This is a genomic window from Streptomyces sp. NBC_00690, assembly GCF_036226685.1.
GTDB lineage: Bacteria > Actinomycetota > Actinomycetes > Streptomycetales > Streptomycetaceae > Streptomyces.
On the sequence record NZ_CP109009.1, the window covers coordinates 4,228,853 to 4,250,642 of the forward strand.

Sequence of the window (21,790 nt, forward strand, 5' to 3'; positions counted from 1 at the left end):
GGGCAGTGGGGGGACTCGTGGGGGGCGAGCCGTGGGGGGATGAACTGGTGGGGGGAAGGGCGTGGGGGGTGTGGGGGGCTGGATATGTGGCGGCGGGGCCCTACAGCGCGGCGTACATGACAAACTTCGACGGTATTTGGTCTGGACCAAAGCGGAAGGGGTCCGGACGCCGGATGTCCGCCACTGTCGCCTTCCCGACACCCCGATCGCGACGAGCCCGCTCGCCGACCGAACCGTTCACCACCCGCCCCATCGGCACCTGCCAGCCCCCGTCCGCACCGGCCACACACCAACCCGGCACCCGCCCACACCGGCCCGTCGCCGCATCCGTCCAAGGTCCGGCAGAGGTCTGTACCTGTCATGGGTGACCGCCCTACCGTCAGTACCCCATCAGCCTCAGGAGGCGCAGTGACGGGCAGCGCGGACATCGTCGGCGTTCCGGATCGACTGCTGGCCGCCCTCGGTGTTCCCGCGGATGAGGAGCGGCTCTACCGGGCGCTGTTGACCCGCTCCCGCGCCACCATCGCCGAACTGGTCACCGCTACCGGCTGGGACGCGGCGCGGGTGCGCCGCCGCACCCGCGCGCTGGAGAAGCGCGGCTTGTTGACCAGGCTTCCCGGTCGCCCGGTGCGGTTCCGTCCCGCACCCCCCGACGCGGCGATCGAGGTACTGGCTCTCCAGCGCCGAGGAGAGCTCGAACGGGCCAGGTTGTCGGCCGCTGCGCTCGGCGACGCGTTCCGATCAGCCGCGCGGCACCAGGTCGACGGCCTGCCCGCCCTACAACTGCTCAGCGAGTCGGAGCAGGTGGCGCAGCAGGTGGCCCTGGTGCAGCGGTCCGCCCGGAAGGAGTTGCTCATCGTGGACCGCCCGCCGTACGCCGTACCGTGCGAGACGGCACCGGCGGGTGTCCGCCGACGTACGATCCATGATCGCCGCATTGCGGACCTGCGCTCCGACGGGGGCGAGGAGAGCCGTGCGCTGCTGGACGCGCCGTTGAACCTGGTGATCGCGGACCGTCGGATCGCGGTCGTCGCCCTGGACCGGTCAGGCGATGCGCTGGTCGTCCCGCCGTCCACCCTGCTGGACGGACTGGTCGCCCTGCACACGCTGCTGTGGGAACGCGCGGTGCCCCAGGGTCCGCAGGAGTACCGCCCGCTCGATGACTTGTCCTACGACGACGAACGCCTGCTGGCACTGTCGGCCTCGGGCCTGACGGATCAGGCCATCGCCCGCCGACTGGGAGTGGCCCAGCGCACGGTGGAACGCAGGATGCGGCGGATCATGGACGTACTGGGTGCCCGTACGCGCTTCCAGGCCGGCCTTCAGGCCGCCCGGCGCGGGGTGATCAGTGCGGAGCGTACTGGCCCAGGAACATATCGACGCCGCTGATCAGCAGTCGCTCGGTGAGGTCGTCGTCCATGACCGTGCCGTAGTGGCCGAACACCATGTGCGGATGGACCAGGAGGGCGTACAGCTGGAGCGTGGCGACCTCCAGATCGGGGATGACGAGCCTTCCCTGGTCTGCGAGCGCCCGGAGGGTGTTCGCGACCACGGGGTGATGACCACTGGGGGTGTCGCGGTGCCAGGCCCTCCCCAGCTCCGGGAAGCGGTGCAGCTCCGCGGCGACGAGGATGCGCAGGGCGGCGACCTCGCGGTCGTTGCGTACGGCTTCGATCCAGGCCCGCGCGGCATCGACGAATGCCGGGCGAAGGTCTTCCGCATCGGCGAGCCGGGCCAGCGGAGCGGCTGAGTCCTGCTGTACGGGCCTGTCGAGCGCGCCTGCGACCACGGCGGTGAACAGGGATTCCTTGCTCCCGAAGTGGTTGTAGACGGTGACCTTGGAAACGCCCGCCTCGGCCGCGATGGCATCCATGCCGACCCCGAACCCCTCACTGAGGAACAGGTCCCGGGCCGCCTTGACGATGGCCTCGCGCTTACGTTCGGCCCGGGGGCCGCTGGGTGCGGGCCGCTGCGGGCTCATCTCCTTGTCCACGCTCATGGAAAGCGAGCCTAGTCCACATCTGAACTGAACTGTTGAGTTCATCTGTACTGAACTGTACGGTTCAGTTATTCGTCGAGCCGCACCCGCGGCCCACCGCCGAGCGAGGAGCAACCGTGCCCTGTGCGCCCGTCCACCCCACGCACCCCCACCACGACCACCCGCCCCCGGACCCCCGGCGCTGGACGGTGCTCGCCCTCATCTGCGTCGCCCAGTTCATGCTGGTCCTCGATGTCACCGTGGTGAACGTGGCCCTGCCCGACATGGCCGCGGACCTCGCACTCGACCGGGCGACGCTCACCTGGGTCGTCGCCTCGTACACCCTGTGCTTCGGCGGACTGATGCTCCTCGGCGGCCGACTCGCCGACGCCCTCGGTGCGCGCCGCACCCTGCTCGCGGGATTGGCGATCTTCACCGCCGCCTCCTTGTTCACCGGGCTCGCCCAGAACGCCCCCGCACTGATCGGCGGACGGGTCGCCCAAGGAGTGGGCGCGGCCCTGCTCTCCCCCGCCGCCCTCGCGATCGTGACCACCGGATTCCACGGCGCCGAGCGCAACAAGGCCCTCGGGGTCTGGGCGGCGATCGGCGGCACCGGCTCGGCAGCGGGCGTACTCCTCGGCGGCGCACTGACCGCAGGGCCGGGCTGGCCCTGGGTCTTCTACGTCAACGTCCCCGTCGGCCTCGCCCTGCTCGCCGCCCTGCCCGCGCTGGTACCGGCCAGGGCACCCTGGCCCGTCCGACTGGACGTCCCCGGCGCGCTCCTGGTCACCACCGCAACGGGAACACTGATCTACGGCCTGGTCAGAGCGGGCGACAGCGGCTGGAGCGACCCGCTGACACTGCTGGCGCTCATCGGAGCCGTCGCCCTGTACGGAGGGTTCGCAGCGGTCGAACGGTCAACCCGGGAACCGCTGATGGACCTGACGATGCTGACCCGCCGTCCGGTGGTGGCCGGATCGTTTCTAATGCTGATCGCCACCGCCCTGTTGATCTCGTACTTCTTCCTCAGCTCCGTCCACCTCCAGCACATCCGGGGCTTCAGCCCGATGGAGACCGGACTGATCTTCCTCCCGGTGGCGGTGGCCGTCGCCCTGGGCGCCCATCTCGGGTCACGCCTGGTCGGCCGGATCGGCAGCCGGGCCAGCGCGGTGGGCAGCCTGACCGTCGCGGCGGCCGGCAGCACCCTGCTGACGTTCGCCCCGACGGCCGCGAACGTGTACATCACCCTGCTGCCGGGCCTCGCCGTCGCCTCGCTCGGCATCGGCGCGGTGTTCGTGACCGCGACCACGACCGCGCTCGCGATGGTCGCCCAGGAGGAAGCCGGGCTCGCTTCCGGAGTGGTCAACACCTTCCACGAGGTAGGCGGTTCGGTCGGTGTGGCCATGGTGTCGACGGCCGCGGCGACCGGCATAGCCCAGGGCACGTCCGCCGGATTCACCGGCGCGTACACCCTGCTCGCCGTGACCGCGGCGATCAGCGCGGCCCTCTGCGTCGCCCTGGTCCCGCGCGGAAAGCCGCAACTGACCGGGGGAGTCCATGTCCACTGAACCGCACGGCACGGACCTGCTGATCAGGGAGCTCTGCCGGGCGATGCTGGACGAAGTGGCCACGTCCGACAGCGGCATCCGACGATTCCGAGTGACCGGTCTGGGCCGCCACTTCGCCATCCCCGCCGAGGACGCATACCGACTGACACATGCGGACGGGCCGGAAGTCACGTCGTACGTGTCGCACATCGAAGCCGAGTGGGAGCCCCCCTGGCTTGCGGACACCGACAGGACCTGGGAGCCACTGCACCGCTGCCTGCTGACCGGCCCGACACCCCTGCGGTACGCGATCCTCGGCGGCCACTCCCTCACCGACGGCAGCGACTATCTGACCCGCCTGGTCACCCCGGGCCAGGTGTCCCTGACCGCGGACGCGCTGGCGGAGGTGGAAGAGGGTTGGCTGTGGGGGAAGTTCTCCGGCCTGGGCCTGCGGGGCGACTTCCACTGGGCACGCGAGGGCCTGACGGAGGTACGGGAACTCTTCACCCTGGCGTCGAGGACCCGTCGAGCAGTCCTGTTCACGGCGACCGTCTGACCCCCACGCCATGGCCGAGCGCTTCTACCGAGGGTCGCAGCGCACGTCTCGATCAGACCCAACGGCGAGCCTCCGCTGACACCCCGACCGACCCGAGTGCCCACGGACGCTTCACCACACGGGGGGCGACACACGAAAGAGCCCCGCCGGAATGATCCAGCGGGGCTCTCACCTGTGTGCACTCGGCAGGATTCGAACCTGCAACCTTCTGATCCGTAGTCAGATGCTCTATCCGTTAAGCTACGAGTGCTTGGCTTTCCGGTTCTTTTCGGCCGGTCGGCGTTGCGGGAACAACATTACATGACCTGCGCCGTCAGGTGAAATCCATTGAGCAAACGCACTCTGACCTGCGGAAACGTGTCGATCGAGTGAGCTAGTGGCAGGCCGCGAGGAGCGGGGCGGGCCGGTCTGGGTGATCTTCGTAAACAGCAGAGAAGCCCCGTCCATGCGGACGGGGCTTCAGTGATCAAGCTGGCGGAGGCGGAGGGATTTGAACCCTCGATGGGCTTTAAGACCCAAACCGCATTAGCAGTGCGGCGCCATAGACCGGACTAGGCGACGCCTCCAGCACACTCACAGCGCGCGAGTGGTGTGCAGATGATGACACAGACGAGCGCGGTGTCACCAATCACGGACCACGGTACTAGCCAGGTCGGCCACAGGGCAAAGCGCTGGCCGCGCAGGTGGACGTGCACGGTTGGCTGCGGTCGGGTTGCGCAACGCGTGGGCGCGCTGAGCGTTAGAAGCGTTGGGGACGCCGGGGCACCCGCCCCGGCCGGGAACCGTGCGCGGAGGTCGCGGGCGGTTCCCGCGCGGTGACCCTCGCCGAGGTCGGCGGGCGGGCGTCAGCCCGTCGCCAATGCGGCGCAGGTCGTCGCGGGCGCCGCCCCTCGACCGAGATCCAGGAGCGTCCATGCTGCGTCGCATCATCCTCACCGCAACCACGTCGGCCGCCGCACTCATCGCCGCGGTCCCCGTCGCGGGAGCCACCACGCTGCCCTTCCCGCTGCCGCTGCTCTCCTCCCCGCTGCTGTCGTCGGAGGCCGATCGGCTCACTGTGATCGTCTCCGAGACGGGGTACACGCGTGCGGACGGACGGTATGAGTTGGAGTGCAGCTCATCGGGCGGCGCGGGCGGCACCCACCCCGCGGCCGAGCGGGCCTGTAGCCGACTCGACGAGATCGCGCGGGAGGGGAGCAACCCCTTCGCTGCGGTGCCCCAAGGGCAGATGTGCACCCAGCAGTCGGGCGGACCCGCCACCGCCCGGGTGACCGGAACCTGGCAGGGACGGCCCGTGGACGCCGTGTTCAGCCGGACGGACGGATGTGAAATCTCCCGCTGGCGAACCATGGAGCCGGTACTGCCCAGCACCAGGTGACAGTGCCTAGGTCACGGCATGTACACGAAACCTGGAGCAGCCCTCCCCCCGATCCACCGCCCCACTCTCATCTGCTGCCTTTAGACTCCCTCCTGTGACAGGCGGAGACCCAAGCAGCACGAGGGGAACCGAATGTCCCTTACACACGCTGTAGGTCAGGGAGGAACCGTCGTCGTGAGCAGCAGGCCATCCCGAGGCGCTGCTCGCCTCGCGGCAATACTCGACGCACTTCCCGACGGCTTGGTGCTCGTCAACTGCAATGGCACAGTCGTCAACGCGAACACGATTGCCCTGGAGCTCTTCGAGACTCCGGGCACCGCGCTCGTCGGGCGCGGGCTGCTCGATCTGCTGCCCGCGTTCGACTCGCGGTTGATCCCCGGCTCGATGCGCCGCCCCGAAGCGGCGGACGAGCGGGGGCGCACCAAGCCGACGCGCATGGTCGCCCGGCGCACCGACGGCGGGGAGTTCCCCGTCGAGGTGACGAGCGCCAGTCTTGAGGACGGGCGCAAGGCGTACGACATGCACAGCGCCAGCTACACCGGCGACGAACTGCTGATGCTCGTGGTGCGCGATCTCTCGGGGACCGTGGACACGGAAGCCGAACTGGCCCGTTCTCAGCGGCAGACCGAGATGATCCTGCGGGCCGCGGCCGAAGGCGTGGTCGGGACGGACACCGACGGTCGGGTGGTGCTCGTCAATCCGGCGGCTGCCCAGATCCTCGGTTTCCGCGCCAGCGACCTCGGCGGCCAGGAGCTGCATCCGCTGATCCTGCACTCGCGCGAGGACGGCAAGCCGTTCCCGTACGCCGAGTCGCCGTTGGCGGACACCCTCAAGTCGGGGCGCAAGCACCGGGTGCGGGGGCAAGTGCTGTGGGCGAAGGACGGTTCGCAGGTGCCGGTGGACCTGACCACCGCACCGGTGCGCGACGGGGACCAGTTGGTCGGCGCGGTCATGACCTTCACCGACCGGCGGCCGTACGAGGAGCTGGAGAAGGCCCACGCGGCCGAGTTGGAGAGCACCACCGAGGGGCTGGAGAAGAAGCTCGCGGAGACCACCGAGAGGCTGACCGAGGAGCTCGCCGAGACCACCGAGCAGTTCACCATCGAGTTGGCGGACAAGGCGGAGCGCTACACCTCGGAGATCGAGCGGCAGGACGAGCGCTATCTGGAGCTGGCTGCCAGCCATGAGCAACTGACCGCGGTGCTCGGCGGCTCGCTTCGCGGGCCTCTGGAGGAGCTCCGCTCCGAGCTGGGCACGCTGGCCGCCGACCCGGCGGGTCAGCTGTGGCCCGAGGCCAACCAGATCCTGCACCATCTGGCCGCCGGGTACGCCCGGATGACGACGCTCATCGACAACGTCCTCGGCTTCCAGCGGCTGGACGCGGGTGTGGAGCGGCTCTACAAGGGCCCGGTCCAGCTCGACGGGGTGGTCGCCGCCGGTGTCGAGGGTGCGGTGGAGCTGATCGGCCCCGGGCGGGTGCAGTTCGCGGTGCACGCTCCGCCGATGGAGGTCGAGGTGGACGCCGTTCGGCTGGCGACCGCTCTGGCCCATCTGATCGCGGATGTCGCCGGGGTGGACTCCACCGGCAAGGCCCGGCTGCTGCCCAACGGCGGCTATGTGGACTCCACGGTCGTCGTCGCGGCGGCGCAGCGCGGCGAGGTCGTACGGATCGAGGTTCGGGGCCCGTTCTCCGGTGGCGATCCGGTGCACCAGCCGATCGTGCGGGGGATCGTGCAGGCGCACAGCGGTGTGCTCCAGACGCACGAGGTGCCGGGCATGACCGGTAGCGCATACGTTCTGGAAGTGCCGCTGGGCGAGGGTACGGGGAACGTTCCGCCGGTCGCCGAACCCGTTGCCGCCGCTCCTCACGACGCCGCGACCGGGAGCGAAGTCGCCCTGCCGGAACAGCAGCTGTCTCCGGAGACAGCCGGGGGCGGGCGCCGACGGGCTCGCAGGGGCTCGACGGATGCGTTCTTGGAGAGCCCGCTGGTGGCCCAGGGCGCCGATGAGTCGCCCGACGCACCGCCGACGGGTCGACGCAGGGCCCATCTGGACCAGCCTCAACTGCCGGCTGTGGCCGGGCGGAGCATGATCCCCGCGCAGGACTCCGGGGACGGCAATGAGACGAACGGCGGGGACGGGACCGGGCGGCGGCGTGGGCGTCCCAGTTCCGGCGAGGGCCACATGGCGGTGACCGCGGGCAGCGGTAAGCCGACCGAGGGTTCCGTGGTCACGGCCGCCGAGGGTGCCGCGTCGACCGGGCGCCCCGCATTCGGCCAGACCGTGCCGCCGCAGGGCGTGCCCGTTGACGCCCAGGGGCTCCAGCGCAGGCCACAGGGCGTGCGGCACGAGCTGCCCACGGGCGCACCGGTGCCGGCGCGTCAGTTGTCCGGTGGTGCCGAGGCCGCGCCGGGCGGACGCCGAGCGCGGCGGGCACTCGGCCCCGCACCAGCGCAGGCGCAGGAAGGCGGGCGTACGGCGTTCGCCCTGCCGCCGGCCGATGCCGATCGCGCGCCCGTCGGGCCCGGACAGCCGGACGTCTCACCGGCCGGTCAACACGATCTGGTCCGTACGGATCCCAGTGCCGGACACACCCCGCCGCAGCCGCATCCGACGCCGACGGGCCGTCGCCGGGCCGCCGAGTTGGCGCAGCCGCAGGGCTGGCATGAGCCCGGTGCGATGGGCACGGCCTTCACTCCCGTACCCGCCGAGGAGGCGGTCGGGCAGCACACGGCGGCTGCGGACGAGTCCGCGCCGGGTCAGAGCCCGATGCCCGAGCCGGGCACCGGGCCCCTCTCCCTGCCGATTCCCGTCTTCGGAGAGTCGGGCCCGCCTGACAACGTCACCCCGGGCGCACCCGCCACCGAACAGCCGCCGAGCGTGCCGGCGCAGCCGGGCGAGGCCCAGTCGTCCGGCTCACAGCATGTGGCGCCGCACTCCGCGGGACCGCAGTCCATCGCACAGCCGCTGCCCGCCGAGGAGCCGTTGCCCGCTGACTCCTCTCAGGGGCGGGCATTCAGCGTGCGCACGCTCGGGCAGGGCGTTTCCTTCACCCAGCCCCCCGAGGCGGACCAGCAGCCGGGCGAGCCCAGGTCCCACCCCGACAAGCAGGGCGGCCAGGGGCTCGGTTCGGGTCGGCGGCGCAAGTTGGGTACGCCCCCGGATGGTGAGCGCTCGGAACCGGCCGCCCGGCCGCATCCCGCGTCGCAGCCGCCCGCGACTGTTCAGCAGGGCGCCCGGCGGCCCGTCGAGCGGTCCGAGGGACGGGCCTACGCCATAGGCGCACCGGTCGAAGGGGCCGAAGGGCCCGAGCCGCTGGACGGTCCCGGTGGCGCTGTCGAGGTGGCGAACCGCCCGCAGCCGCATCCCGTGGACGATGAGTTGCCGCCCGAGCCGCTGGACAACCCGCGCCGGCTGTTGGTGTGGCCCGCCCCCGACGTCTCGACCCAGCAGGCGTTGAGCGAGCGGGGCTACCGCCCGGTCGTGGTGCATTCCCGAGAAGAGGTTGACGCCCAGATCGCGGCCTTCCCCGCAGCGCTCTTCGTGGACCCGCTGACCGGTCCCATCACCCGTACCGCTCTCCAGTCCCTGCGGCAAGCGGCCGTTGCGGCCGAGGTGCCTGTGCTGGTGACGGCGGGGCTGGGGCAGGCGACCCGGGAGGCCGCCTACGGCGCCGATCCGGCCATCCTGCTCAAGGCCCTGGCGCCGCGGGACAGTGAGCAGCACCCGCCGCGGGTGCTGTTGATCGAGGAGCACGAGGAGATCGCCCTCGCGCTGACCGGGACGCTGGAGCGGCGGGGCATGCAGGTGGCTCGGGCCGGGGCGGACACGGACGCCGTCACGCTGGCGGCCCAGATGCGGCCGAATCTGGTGGTCATGGATCTGATGCAGGTCCGGCGCCGCCGGGCGGGCATCATCGACTGGCTTCGGGCGAACGGCCAGCTGAACCGCACTCCTCTGGTCGTCTACACCTCGGCGGGCCTCAACCGGGCCGATCTGCCGCGTCTCTCCTCGGGCGAGACGGTGCTCTTCCTCGCGGAGCGGTCCACGAGCAGCGAGGTGCAGGCGCGCATCGTGGATCTGCTGGCGAAGATCGGCACGAACTGACCGACAGGATCGGCTGGGGTGCTCGACCGGGTGCCTCAGAAGGTTTCGAACGGACCGGCTACCGAGTGCCGCGCGTGGTACTCGGCGTACGGCCCCCGCGGATGTGCCCGCGAGGGCCGGTCGGGCCCTCGCGGGCGTACGGCTACGCCTCGGAGACGTCCAGTGCGCCGTCCGCGTACTGACGGCGGATCACCTTCTTGTCGAACTTGCCCACGCTCGTCTTGGGGACCGCGGCGATCACCGCCCACCGCTCGGGCAGCTGCCACTTGGGGACGCTCTCGGCGAGGAACTCCTTCAGCTCCGCGTATCCCGCGGTCGCCCCCTCCTTGAGGACGACCGTCGCGAGCGGGCGCTCGCCCCACTTCTCGTCCGGTACCGCCACGACGGCCGCCTCGGCGACCTCGGGGTGGGCCATCAGGGCGTTCTCCAATTCGACGCTGGAGATCCACTCACCACCGGACTTGATCACGTCCTTGGCCCGATCGGTCAGGGTCAGATACCCGCCGGGGGCGATGACGCCCACGTCCCCCGTCTTCAGCCACCCGTCCTCGCTGAACTTGTCCTCGGGCTTGAAGTCCTCGCCGCCCGCGCCCCCGTAGTACGCACCGGCGATCCAGGGTCCACGGACCTCCAGCTCACCGGCGGATGTGCCGTCCCACGGCAGGAGGTCGCCGGCGGGGCCGATCAGTCGGGCTTCCACACCGACCGGGAAACGGCCCTGGCTGATGCGGTAGGGCCACTCCTCCTCGGGGGTCAGCCCGGCCGGAGGGTGCGACATGGTCCCGAGCGGGGAGGTCTCCGTCATGCCCCAGGCGTGACAGAGCCGAACGCCGAGCCGGTCGTACGCCTCCATCAGCGCAGGCGGACAGGCCGATCCGCCGATGGTGACCTGCTTCATGGAGCTGATGTCACGGGGCTTCGCCGTGATCTCCGCCAGCAGGCCCTGCCAGATGGTGGGTACGGCCGCGGCGTGCGTGGGCCGTTCCTTCTCGATCATCTCGGCGAGGGGAGCGGGCTGGAGGAAGCGGTCGGGCATCAGCATGTTGATGCCGGTCATAAAGGTGGCGTGCGGCAGTCCCCAGGCGTTCACATGAAACTGCGGCACCACGACCAAGGTGGTGTCGCGATCGGTGAGACCCATCGCCTCGGTCATGTTGACCTGCATCGAGTGCAGATAGATGGACCGATGGGAGTAGACGACGCCCTTGGGGTCGCCCGTGGTGCCGGAGGTGTAGCAGAGGGCGGCGGCGGTGCGCTCGTCCAGTTCGGGCCAGTCGAAAGTGGTGGGCCGGTCGGCGATGAGTTCCTCGTACTCGTGCACCTGGGCAGCGGCCTCGGCGAGCGGGGACCGGTCACCCTGGCCCGCGACGACGATGTGCTCAAGCGTCGGCAAGTGCGGCAGGAGGGGTGCGAGGAGGGGAATGAGCGACCCGTTGACGATGACGACTCGGTCGGCCGCGTGGTTGACGATCCAGACGAGCTGCTCGGGGGGCAGCCGAAGGTTGAGGGTGTGGAGCACTGCGCCCATCGAGGGAATCGCCAAATACGCCTCGACGTGCTCGGAGTTGTTCCACATCAGGGTCGCCACCCGCTGATCGGCGTCGACGCCCAGTTGGTCACGGAGCGCATTGGCCAACTGCGTCGCTCGTCCACCTACCTCGGCAAAGGTGCGGCGCTGCGGTTCGGACTCCCCCGTCCACGTCGTGACCTGCGACTTCCCATGGATGGTCATCCCATGGCGCAGGATTTTGGTGACGGTCAACGGTATGTCCTGCATGGTGCTCAGCACGGCGTCCTCCTGATGGGCGCTGGCGCTACGTGGCAGTAACGGTGTGCAGATTCTGCGCACATACCAAGTGGTATGTCACTACTGCCAGAGGAGTATCGACATGCCCCTCGATGAGCGCCACGGGACCTTCACCGTGCGGCCTGAGCAGGGTCTCGCGCGACCGGGAGGATACGGCGAAGAGCTCTACCGCGGCCTCCCGGTGTGATGTCAAAGGGCCGGCGCCAAGAACCCGCGCACCGCCGCAGAACGGACGTGCGGGGTGGCAGGACAGGGCACCGCAGCGGTGCCGGATGGGCCTTGGCGGGCACGGCCGGGCACGATGTCGACGGCCGTACGCGCTCACCCATGGGAGTGAGACGCATCGAGCCGATCGAGGTGCCCTGACGCTGGTCAGCGCACCGGCGCCAACTCCGCGTCCTCGCGCAGTTTGCCGAGCGCCCTGGAGACCGCGCTCTTGACCGTGCCGACCGAGACCCCGAGCACCTCGGCGGTCTGGGCCTCGCTGAGGTCCTCGTAGTACCGAAGGACGACCATGGCCCGTTGTCTGTCCGGCAGCTTCATCACGGCTCGCCACATCGCGTCGCGCAGGGCCTGCTGCTCCGCGGGGTCGGGCGCGGGCACGGTGTCGGGTTCGGGCAGTTCATCGCAGGCGAACTCGTCCACCTTGCGCTTGCGCCACTGCGAGGTGCGGGTGTTGAGGAGGGCCCGGCGGACATAGCCGTCGAGCGCACGATGGTCCTCGATCCGCTCCCAGGCGACATAGGTCTTGGTGAGCGCGGTTTGGAGCAGGTCCTCCGCATCGCTCGGGTTGGCGGTGAGCGAACGTGCCGTGCGCAGCAGTACGGGCCCCCGCGCCCGTACGTACGACGAGAACGACGAGTAGCGAGCATGGGTTGCATACCGTGCGTCGGCCCCGTACGACGGAGGCACCGGCACGGCAGCCTTCGAAGCGCTTGTGCAGACTGGCGTAGTCATGGCTCCACGCTAGGAGCGGGCGCACCCGCGGGGATCGGCCACAGGTCCTGAAGACATGTCCCTCTCAGGTTGTAGTGGGATGGTCGTGGTCACCTCCTGTAGGTGGAGGAGACCCTCAGAGGCGATGACCTGGTTCTCAGGGCCGCCGCAGCGGTGTTCCGCCTCCGCGGACGGGGGCGCCGATGCCCCGCCACCTCGGAAGAGAAGGTTCCGGCACGGCGGGTGGGATCGAGGGCGGCCCTTCGACGGCGAGCGGTCCGAAGGCTTCGAGTGGGCAGGGGTGGGCGGAGGACCACCCCTGCTCTCACCGGCTGACCTCGTCTTCCTCCGCTGTTGTTGCTCTTGGACCGGCCGGCCGACAGGGGCCAGCGGTGTGTGGCTTCGCGGGCAGGCGCGCTACGGGAGCCAGGACTCCAGGGGCGGCTGTCGTACGGTCCGCGCCCGGCTCCGATCCCCGGCAGCCGTGCCCGGTGCCGGCCGGGGGGACCTCGGTGGAGACGTACAGCCGAAGGTGTACGGGGTGGCCGGCCGTTTGATCACCGTCTTGATGGGCCCGGGCGAGGCCCCGGCCGCGCCCGTACACGCGAAACCGCCTGTGCGGTGGCACCGAAGCGCCACCGCACAGGCGGTCGTTCACCCCACGATCGATCCCCCCTACGGGCCGGTCGTCACCACAGGTTCGTGAAGTTCACCACGGCGTTCGTCTGCTCGACTGCGGTGAAGGCGGAGCCGCTCGCACTGGCGATGTTGCTCTGGTTGTTCGCTCCAGGTCCGCTCGCGACCTGCTGACTGGTGGTCGAATTGCCCAGGTTCACACCGGCGACGCCGCTACCGCTGATCGAGGCCGCCGTCGCATTCGATCCGTTGTCCGCGAAGGAGCCGTTGTCCGCCGCCGCGACACCCGAGAGAAGGGCGAACGTCAGGGGCAGGGCAGCAACAACGGCGGTGATGCGGGCGGTACGGATGCTTGCCATTCAATTCCTCCAGGAACCAGAACACAGAAGTACGGCTCGTCCCGGGCGGATGGCCATCCGTCCCGGTTTCGCGGTCACGACGTCGCGACCTCAGAGTTGCCCAGGGGATTGCCGACGAACCATCTGAGAACCACTGATTCCCCCTCAAGCGTGAGGAGTCTTCGATAAACCCGCTTTCCCTCCCCGAACGCACCTCGGAGACCCGGAAGGGAACCAGGAAGGGACCCGGAAGGGACCCGGAAGGGACCCGGAAGAGATCCCTCCGCCGCTTGGATCGACACCGCACCACCGCACCACCACACCTCCAAGGACAATCTCCCCCTCTTCCCTTCATCGAACATTCGTACGAAAATAGAGCCATGGCCACCATCGATCGGCAGACCGCCGCCCTGGCCCTCGCCCATGCCCTCTTCGCCGCCGAGCGCGGACTTCCGGTCATCCCGCTCTCGTCCAACAAGCTGCCCGCCCTGCGCTCACCGCACCGGGACGACGTCGAGCCGACGCACTGCCGCGGGGAATGCGGCCTGCCGGGACACGGAATCCATGACGCCACCGTCGACCCGGCCGGAATCCGAGCGCTGTTCGCCGCCGCACCCTGGGCGACGGGCTACGGCATCGCCTGCGGCAGACCCCCACACCATCTGATCGGCGTGGACCTTGATGTGAAGCCGCTGAAGCGCCGCTCGGACGCGACGCCGGCTGCGGGAACCCACCCACCGGGCGCCCCGGATTCGACCGGGCCACCGGAGCGGGCGAGGGAACATCCGCCGACCCGCGGGCCACTGAGCACATGGGCCCCCGCCTCCGCCTCGTCGAACAGTGCGCCGAGCCGCTCCCAGAACTCCACCCGCTCGCTGGCGGCCCTGGCCGCCATGGAGGTGCTGGGCACGATGGAGACACAGGAATCCACCACCGATTCCCTTGCCGCACTCCATCACCTGGCGCTGCGCCACCTCTTCACCATCCCGGAGACGATCACGGTCCTCACTCCGAGCGGTGGCCGCCATCTCTGGTTGACCGGTCCGTCCGACGTCGTCGTACCGAACTCGGCCAGCAGGATCGCCCCCGGCATCGACGTCCGAGGGGCCGGCGGCTATCTGGTCGGCCCCGGTTCGGTCACCGCCCAGGGCACCTATCGGCTCGCCCCCGGTACGGCCGGACTCTCCCCCGCCCCCTGCCCCACCGCACTCCTCCAGTTGATCGCACCCCCCGTACGTCCCTTGCCCACCGCACCCGCAGGGGCCCATCGACAACACGGGCGCGGACTGGTCCAGTTCGTACTCGCCGCACCCGAAGGCCAGCGCAACGCACGGCTGTTCTGGGCCGCCTGTCGGGCGTACGAGAACGGCATCGGCAATGCCCTGGCGCCGGCGCTCACCCATGCGGCCGTCCGCACCGGTCTGACCGAACGCGAGGCGCGGGCCACCATCGCGTCCGCCGCCCGACTCACATCGAGCCCCCGCCACTGAACGACGCCCGTGCATGGAACCGGACCTGCGCACGGGATCGGCCCTGTGCACGGACCGGGTGCCGAGGCCGTGGCTCACACATCCGCAAGCGTCCCGGGCCGCACCGCCCACGGACCGAAGCGGGCTCGGGCACGGTCGGCCGACGCCTCGATGCGTCGGGCCCGGTCGTCGACGGGGTCGAAGGTGAGTTGGGTGATCGCGCACTCGGCCGGCTGGAGCTCCTCGGCCCGCAGGGAGATCCCCCGGACCCTGGCCCGTTGCAGTCCCAGCGTCTCGTAGAGGTCGTACGCGACCCGGACCAGCGCGACGCCGTGCTGGGTGGGCTCGGACAATGTGCGCGTACGCGTGGTGGTGGAGCCGTCGGCGTACCGCACGCTCAGCGTGATCCGCCCCGTGATCTGCCCCTCGGACCGCAACCGGACGCCCAACTGCTCGGTGAGCGCGAGAACCGCCCGGCGGTGCTGATCCGGATCGAGTTCATCACGGACGAAAGCGTGATCGGCGCTGGCCGAACGGGCCGGGGCCTGCGGGATCACGGGACGCTCGTCCACACCGTGGGCCCGTTCGTGGAGCCTTCTGCCTTGCGTACGACCGAGGATTCGCTGCAAAGTGCCCACGGGTGTGTCGGCGACCGCCCCGATGGTGTGCAGCCCGTGCCGTACGAGAAGACCCGCCATGGCCGGACCCACACCGTGCAGCGCCCCCACCGGACGCGGACGAAGGAACCCGGCAATGGCTTCCGGTTCGGGTCGGAGCCAGGTGAGCTCACCAGGTGCGGTGGCATCCGCAGCCATGGCAGCCAGCATCCGATTGCCGGCCAGGCCCATGGTGGTGTCAACATCATGGAGCGCCCTGATCCGCATCTGGACCATCTGGGCGAGCTCATAGGGCCCGCGGTGGAAGTACCGCAACGCACCGGAGATGTCGCAGTCGACAGCGGTGGGAGGAATCGCCTGGACCCGGGGAGTGACCCTGTGGAGCTGCTCGATGAGCCGTAGGTAACGCTCGGAGTCGTCCCAGCCGTCGGCATGGTGGAAACGGTCCCCCAAGTGGTAGTGGATGCGCAGCACATATCGACCGCCCCGCGGAACGGGTCCGGTGTACGGCGCGCTACCCCAGGCACTCATCCCGCGCTCCCCGGACTGGTGTATCCGAGCGAGGACAGATCGGGCGTCTTGAGATCACCAGCGGGCTGAAGGTCCGCCCAGGGATGGAGGCTCGCCCCGGTCTCCTGCTCGATCGTGCGCCGGGGGCGGCGACCGCGGGAATCCCGTGCTCCGGACGTTCCTGTCACGGGGGCGACGGCAGGGCCGAGCAACCGGTAAACCGCCTCCGGACCCTGGTCACGACGGGCCACGGCAAGGGCCTCCAGGTCCCAGGCCATCGTCCCGACGACCGTACTGCGTCCACCCCGGCGTTGGACCGTGCCGCGGACCAGCAGCAGTCCGGAGTGGAAGACCGTATGGGCGCAGTCGTCATGGCTGTCCTCGAAGAAGGCGAGGTCGACCATGCCCGAACCGTCGTCGAGTGTGACGAAGATGATCCGCTTGCCGGACGCGATGGGCGGGGTCTGGGTGGCGGCCCGCACACCGGCGACGAGGACGTTCTCACCGGCCTTCAGCTCCGAGAGGTGCCGGGCGTCGGTGGCGCCGAGCTCCCTCAGCAACTGGTGGTGATGGTCCATCAGATGCCTGCTGACATCGATGCCGAGGACCCGCAGTTCGGCGCCCAACTCCTCCCGGCTCGTCATCTCCGGCAGTCCCGTGCCTTGGGCCTGCGGTTCATCCGTACGCAGCGGGAGTTGGCCGTCGTCGAGGGGGCGACCACGGTACTGGCGGTGGAGTTCGGCGATCTGGAGCAGCAGATCGCGGCGGGTCATCTCACCACGAACCGAATGGAACGCACCGATGTCGGCGAGCCGTTCGGCGGTCGGCCGGCTGGGGCGTGCCCGCTGCCAGAAGTCGGACAGCGAACTGTAGGGACGGGCGGCGGCGATCCGGGTGATCTCATCGCCGCTGATGCCCCGCACCTCGGACAGGGACAGCCGTACGCCCCAGGTGTCGTCGGGTGCCTTTTCGACAGTGTGGTCCGCGCCGGAGTGGTTGATGTCGACGGGGAGTACGGCGATGCCGTGGCGTCGGGCATCGGCGACGATGACGCGCTTGGGCCACATCCCGGGGTCGTGTTCGAGCAGCCCCGCGTAGAGGGCGGCGGGGTAGTGCGCCTTCAGCCAGGCCGATTGCAGGGCGGGCACGGCGAAGGCGACCGCGTGGGCCCGGGCGAAGCCGTAGGCGCCGAAGCCCTCGATGGTCTTCCACACGGCGGTGAGCACATCGGACGAGTAGCCGCGGGCGGACGCCTCCCGATGGAACCAGTCACGGACCCGGGGCAACCGGCCCGGAGTACCCAGGGCCCGCCGGGCCAGATCGCCGAACGCCCGGTCGCAGCCGGTGAACCGGTGGAAGATCTCGATGATCTGCTCATGCCAGATCAGCACTCCGTAGGTGTCAGAGAGGATCGGTTCGAGATCCTTGTGCGGACTGGGTACGGGCCGGCCGTGGCGGGCTGCAACGTACTGCTCCGGCATCCCACCGGCCACCGGGCCGGGCCGGAAGAGGCTGATGTCGGCGATCACGTCCTGCGGATCGCGGGGTTGCAGCCGACTGAGGAGGTCCATCTGCCCCGGCGATTCCAACTGGAACATGCCGAGGGTGTCCGACGCCTGGATCAGTTTGAAGGCGAAGTGGTCGTCCAGCGGCACCTGGCGGGGGTCGTCCAGATCGATATGGCGACCCGTGACCCGCTCGATCTCCGCGGTGGCGTGGGCCATCGCGGACTGCATCCGCACCCCGAGGATGTCCAGCTTGATCATTCCGAGGTCCTCGACGTCCTCCTTGTCGGCCTGGACCATCGGATAGCCGCCCGTGGGGGTGGGCTGGACGGGGAGACGGTCGAGCAGCGAGGAGTCGGTGAGGATCACTCCGCAGGGGTGCATGGCGATCCCACGGGGCAGCGCATCCAGACCCTCGGCGAGTTCGAACAGCAGTCGGTACGGGGCGGCTTCGGCGGCCAGTTGGCGTAGCTCGGGCAGCTCGGCGAGGGCGGTCGTGATGTCGGACGCTCGAATATGAGGAAACGATTTTGCAATGCGGTCGACTTCGGCCGGGGCGATGCCGAGGGCGAGCCCCGTGTCACGCAGCGCATGGCGGGCCCGATAGGTCTCGGGCATCCCGGTGATCGCCACCCGCTCCCGTCCGAACCGCTCGATGACCCGGTCGTACACATCGAGCCGACGAGCGGACTCCACATCGAGATCGATGTCGGGCAGATCCGCTCGGCGACGCGACATGAAGCGCTCGAACAGCAGTCGATGGTCGAGGGGGTTGGCCGTGGCGATGTGGAGCACGTGATTGACCATGCTGCCGGCACCGGAGCCCCGAGCGGCGACCCGAACGCCCATCTCCCTTACATCGGAAACCACTTGAGCGACGGTCAGAAAGTACGTATCGAACTCCAGTTCGGAGATAATGGCCAGTTCTTCTTCGAGACGAGTGCGAGCGGCCGAGTCACCGTCGAGCCCCCGTCGAACCAGCCCGGCCTCACAGCGCTCCCGCAACACCCGCGCGGCATCGACGGCATCCTTCGCCCCGACGGTCCCGGGCTCGGGAAAGTGCCGCTGCTTCAGACCGAGGTCGGCGGTGGTGTCCAACCTGCACGCCCCTGCGGTGTCCTCGGTGACGGCGAGCAGTCGGGAGGCATCACCCTCCTCACCCGCGGCCCGGGCGATCCGCTCGGCAACGGCCCTCATGGCATCGGGGCCCTTGAGCCAGCGCTCTCCGGAGTCCAACCGACGGCGGTCGATGGGGCGCAGCAACCGGGCCGAGTCCAGCACGTCGGCGAGGCGGTGCTGGGCGGGATCGGCGTAACGGACGGCATTGGCCAGGACGACCGGCACCCCGACCCGACCGCCGAACCCCAGCGTCCGAGCGGCAAGCCGCAGCGACCCCGCCCCGGTCCCTGCGCCGGCCGTGGCTCCGATCCCTGCCCCAGCTCCTGCCACGGCTCCGGCTCCGGCTCCGGCTCCGGCTCCGGCTCCGGCTCCGGAATGACCGTGCCAGACGGCTTCCAGCCGCAGCGAAGGACCGAAGACCTCGCGCCAGGGAACGAGCAGCCGTTCGGCAAGGTCCGAACGCCCAGCAGCGAGCGCCCGCAGGGGCTCGGACACGGGCCCCAGCAGGGCGAACAGTCCCGTACCACCCCCCGCGTACTGCCTGAGCGCCTCCCAGGACACGACGGGATTGCCGGCGACGGGGTGAGCATGGGCCGCGGACGTGAGCCGACACAGCGCCGCCCACCCGACCCGGTCCTGTGCGAGCAGGGTGACGCGTAGGGGAGGCTCGGGGACATGGGCTCCACCGCGTACGGGGGTACGACGACGGGGCGAACGGTCGGGGCGCACCGGGGCCAGCGGCTCCACGGCGAGATCGACCCCGAAGATGGGACGCACACCGTGCTCCAGCGCCGCCTTGGCAAAGCGAACCGCCCCGGTGACCGCATCCCGATCGGTCAGCGCGAGCGCCGCCATCCCACGCTCGGCAGCGCGTACCACCAGGTCACGGGGGTGCGAGGCGCCATAGCGGGTCGAGTAGCCGGACGCGACATGCAGATGGGTAAAACCCTCCATGCCGCACCTCCCAACCTGACCCCCTTTGCCAGTCTCGTACGAATCACCCCGAAAAGTGTCATCGAACTTCTGTTCGAGCAGAGTAGCGCGTGCTGTCGAGGGATGCGAACGGGAAGCCTGAGACATTCCAGCAGCTGAGGCAGGTACCGACCGCTACACGAACACCGACACACGGCACGGTTGGCCCACCACTGAGGGCCCGCCCGACGGCACGAACGCCCGGGTACGAGGACGGCGTCAGCCATGGCGGCAGCGGGTCGGACACCGCATCGCGAACGCTGTTTCGGCTCTACGCCAAGATCCTGAGCGGCGATCAGTCGCGCACCAATCAGCTCATTGCCAGGGGACTCAACGGCGACGAGTGAGCCGACTGGCCCACACATGGCCCATACGCACTGGTCAAAGGTGGGATACGGGCGAGTCAGGGTGAGACAAGCCGAACACAGAAGGGGTGCCCCTCATCGAGGGGCACCCCTTCTGACCTGCACATAAATCCATCTTGCGGTGGGTGTGGGATTTGAACCCACGGTGACATCGCTGCCACGACGGTTTTCAAGACCGTTCCCTTAGGCCGCTCGGGCAACCCACCAGTGCCCCTGCCGGCTGGCGTGGAGCGGCCTACAGAGTACCGGCCCCGGGGTGAGGCACGCAGCAGCCTTTCGTTTGGCGGCTGGTGGGAGGGTCAGGGTCAGCTGTCGCCCTCGCGTTGGCCGAGGGTGAGCGTGACCTTGTTCTCCTTGCCGGCCCTGTCGTACGTCACCGTCACCTTGTCGCCCGGCTTGTGGTTCCAGATCTCGCTGATCAACGTCGGGCCACTGTCGATCGGCTTGTCGTTGAAGCTGGTGATCACATCGCCCGACTTGAGGCCCACCTTCGCGGCAGGGCCGCCCGCGACCACCGCTGCCGTGCCGCCGGCTCCCTGGGAGGCGATCTTGGCGCCGGCGCCCTTGCCCGCCATGTCCACCGTCGCTCCGATGACCGGGTAGACCGGCTCGCCGGACTTGATCAGCTGTTCCGCCACGTTCTTCGCCTGGTTGATCGGGATCGCGAAGCCCAGACCGATCGAGCCGGCCTGGGTCTGGCCGAAGCCGCCCCCCGTGGACTGGATCGCGGAGTTGATGCCGATCACCGCGCCGCGGGAGTCGAGCAGCGGGCCGCCCGAGTTCCCCGGGTTGATGGAGGCGTCCGTCTGGAGCGCGCTCATGTAGGAGCTCTTGCCGCTGGAGCCGTCCCCTGAGGCGACCGGGCGGTTCTTGGCGCTGATGATGCCCGTGGTGACCGTGTTCGACAGGCCGAACGGGGCGCCGATGGCGATCGTCGAGTCCCCGACCGCCACCTTCTCGGAGTCGCCGAGGGCCAGCGGTGCCAATCCTGCGGGGGCGTTCTTCAGTTTGAGGACGGCCACGTCGTATCCCTGGGCCCGGCCGACCACCTCGGCGTCGTACTCCTTGCCGTTGGAGAACGTCACCGAGAGCGTGCCGCTGTCCGCGGCGGAGGCCACCACATGGTTGTTGGTGAGGATGTGACCCTCTTGGTCATAGACGAAGCCGGTGCCGGTACCGCCCTCTTCCTGGCCGCCTTCGATGTCGCCCCCGCCCCCACCCCCGCTGGCCTTCGCCTCGATCGTGACCACGCTCGGCAGTGCCTTCGAGGCGACGGAAGCCACCGTGCCAGGATCGCGCTTGAGGTCCTTCGGGGTGTCCGCCGCGGAGACGGTCGTGGAGTTGATGCCGTCGTCGTTGCGCTCGGCCGCCCAGTAGCCGATGCCACCGCCGACTCCGCCCACGACCAGCGCCGCGACCAGCACCGCCGCGACCAGTCCGCCCGACCTCTTGCGCCGGGGTCCGCCACTCGGCGGGACCGGGGTTCCCCAGCCGGAACCGTCATGGCCTCCGGAACCGCCCGCGGGGGCCGCGCCGTAGGCACCGTACGAGGGCAGGGTGGGCGGGGCGGGCGGCCAGTCAGCCCCCTGAGGAGGCTGGCCACCGTGACCTGGGGTCGGCCCGCCGTGCTGTGCGGCGGTCGGGTAGTCCGGCTGCGCCACGAAGGCACCGGCGCCCGGCTCATGGCCGGGGCTCGGGGCGCCTTGGCCGGCAACGCTCGCCGGGGCGGCGGCAGGTGGCTGAACGGGCGGGCCGTCGGAGACGGGTGCCGCAGGTGCTCCCTGGGGTCCCCCGGCCACGGGGGGTTCCGGTGCCGCAGCCGACGCGGGAGATCCACCGGGAGCCACTGCCGGCACAGGAGGTACGGACGGGGCGGCCGGCTGCGCAGTGCCCTCGTTGCCCTCGTTCTCAGTGCTCACAGCTCTCTTCTCCTCAGGTTTTGCAGATCGA

13 protein-coding genes and 3 tRNA genes are annotated in these 21,790 nt (G+C 69.9%); 6 read left to right on the forward strand and 10 right to left on the reverse strand.

The genetic code is table 11. The annotated features are described in order from the left end of the window. Nucleotides 1-408: 408 nt before the first annotated feature. A complete protein-coding gene (locus tag OID54_RS18640) occupies nt 409-1,389 on the forward strand; it encodes a helix-turn-helix transcriptional regulator (protein WP_329021082.1) in 981 nt (326 codons plus the stop codon). On the opposite strand, the gene OID54_RS18645 is transcribed toward OID54_RS18640, so the two are convergent. After that, nucleotides 1,346-1,999, reverse strand: a complete 654-nt coding sequence (locus OID54_RS18645) for a TetR/AcrR family transcriptional regulator (RefSeq protein ID WP_329021084.1) — start codon at nt 1,997-1,999, stop codon at nt 1,346-1,348. The two genes, OID54_RS18640 and OID54_RS18645, sit on opposite strands and share 44 nt — an antisense overlap. A 116-nt stretch (nt 2,000-2,115) precedes the next feature. Between OID54_RS18645 and OID54_RS18650 the strand changes: the two genes are divergently transcribed. Both OID54_RS18650 and OID54_RS18655 read left to right on the forward strand, forming a co-directional pair. Further along, on the forward strand, nt 2,116-3,546 hold the full coding sequence (locus OID54_RS18650; protein ID WP_329021086.1) for an MFS transporter: 1,431 nt from the start codon (nt 2,116-2,118) through the stop codon (nt 3,544-3,546). Then, the gene (locus tag OID54_RS18655) at nt 3,536-4,081 is read left to right on the forward strand and encodes a DUF1877 family protein (RefSeq protein ID WP_329021090.1); all 546 of its coding nucleotides are present in this window, start codon (nt 3,536-3,538) and stop codon (nt 4,079-4,081) included. The genes OID54_RS18650 and OID54_RS18655 overlap by 11 nt, the downstream gene beginning before the upstream one ends. 177 nt (nt 4,082-4,258) lie before the next feature. Here OID54_RS18655 and OID54_RS18660 read toward each other — a convergent pair. Together OID54_RS18660 and OID54_RS18665 are read right to left on the reverse strand one after the other, a co-directional pair. Then, nucleotides 4,259-4,331 (reverse strand) — tRNA-Arg (locus tag OID54_RS18660). 222 nt (nt 4,332-4,553) lie between these two features. Then, nucleotides 4,554-4,647: transfer RNA gene (locus OID54_RS18665), tRNA-Ser, on the reverse strand. Between the two features lie 347 nt (nt 4,648-4,994). Between OID54_RS18665 and OID54_RS18670 the strand changes: the two genes are divergently transcribed. Both OID54_RS18670 and OID54_RS18675 read left to right on the forward strand, forming a co-directional pair. Beyond that, nucleotides 4,995-5,459, forward strand: a complete 465-nt coding sequence (locus OID54_RS18670) for an SSI family serine proteinase inhibitor (RefSeq protein WP_329021091.1) — start codon at nt 4,995-4,997, stop codon at nt 5,457-5,459. A 174-nt stretch (nt 5,460-5,633) separates the two neighbouring features. After that, on the forward strand, nt 5,634-9,566 hold the full coding sequence (locus tag OID54_RS18675) for a PAS domain-containing protein (protein WP_329021093.1): 3,933 nt from the start codon (nt 5,634-5,636) through the stop codon (nt 9,564-9,566). 142 nt (nt 9,567-9,708) lie between these two features. On the opposite strand, the gene OID54_RS18680 is transcribed toward OID54_RS18675, so the two are convergent. From OID54_RS18680 to OID54_RS18690, 3 genes are all read right to left on the reverse strand, one after another. Beyond that, nucleotides 9,709-11,355 (reverse strand): long-chain fatty acid--CoA ligase, encoded by a 1,647-nt coding sequence (locus OID54_RS18680; RefSeq protein ID WP_329021096.1) that lies wholly within the window; start codon nt 11,353-11,355, stop codon nt 9,709-9,711. A 390-nt stretch (nt 11,356-11,745) separates the two neighbouring features. After that, on the reverse strand, nt 11,746-12,330 hold the full coding sequence (locus OID54_RS18685; RefSeq protein ID WP_329021098.1) for a SigE family RNA polymerase sigma factor: 585 nt from the start codon (nt 12,328-12,330) through the stop codon (nt 11,746-11,748). A gap of 668 nt (nt 12,331-12,998) precedes the next feature. Then, entirely contained in the window at nt 12,999-13,304 is a 306-nt protein-coding gene (locus OID54_RS18690) for a hypothetical protein (RefSeq protein WP_329021101.1), read from the reverse strand. Between the two features lie 359 nt (nt 13,305-13,663). On the opposite strand from OID54_RS18690, the gene OID54_RS18695 reads away from it, so the two are divergent. Beyond that, nucleotides 13,664-14,773 carry a bifunctional DNA primase/polymerase gene (locus tag OID54_RS18695; RefSeq protein WP_329021103.1) on the forward strand — a complete coding sequence of 370 codons (1,110 nt, stop codon included), beginning with the start codon at nt 13,664-13,666 and terminating at the stop codon, nt 14,771-14,773. 74 nt (nt 14,774-14,847) lie between these two features. On the opposite strand, the gene OID54_RS18700 is transcribed toward OID54_RS18695, so the two are convergent. The 4 genes from OID54_RS18700 to OID54_RS18715 all read right to left on the reverse strand — a co-directional run bounded on the left by OID54_RS18700 (nt 14,848) and on the right by OID54_RS18715 (nt 21,759). Next, entirely contained in the window at nt 14,848-15,900 is a 1,053-nt protein-coding gene (locus OID54_RS18700; protein ID WP_329021105.1) for a DNA polymerase Y family protein, read from the reverse strand. Then, a complete protein-coding gene (locus OID54_RS18705) occupies nt 15,897-19,457 on the reverse strand; it encodes a DNA polymerase III subunit alpha (protein WP_329021107.1) in 3,561 nt (1,186 codons plus the stop codon). The genes OID54_RS18700 and OID54_RS18705 overlap by 4 nt, the downstream gene beginning before the upstream one ends. A gap of 502 nt (nt 19,458-19,959) precedes the next feature. Beyond that, nucleotides 19,960-20,046: transfer RNA gene (locus tag OID54_RS18710), tRNA-Ser, on the reverse strand. A gap of 99 nt (nt 20,047-20,145) precedes the next feature. Beyond that, nucleotides 20,146-21,759: a S1C family serine protease gene (locus OID54_RS18715; protein WP_329021109.1), complete on the reverse strand. Its 1,614-nt coding sequence runs from the start codon at nt 21,757-21,759 to the stop codon at nt 20,146-20,148. Nucleotides 21,760-21,790: the final 31 nt, after the last annotated feature.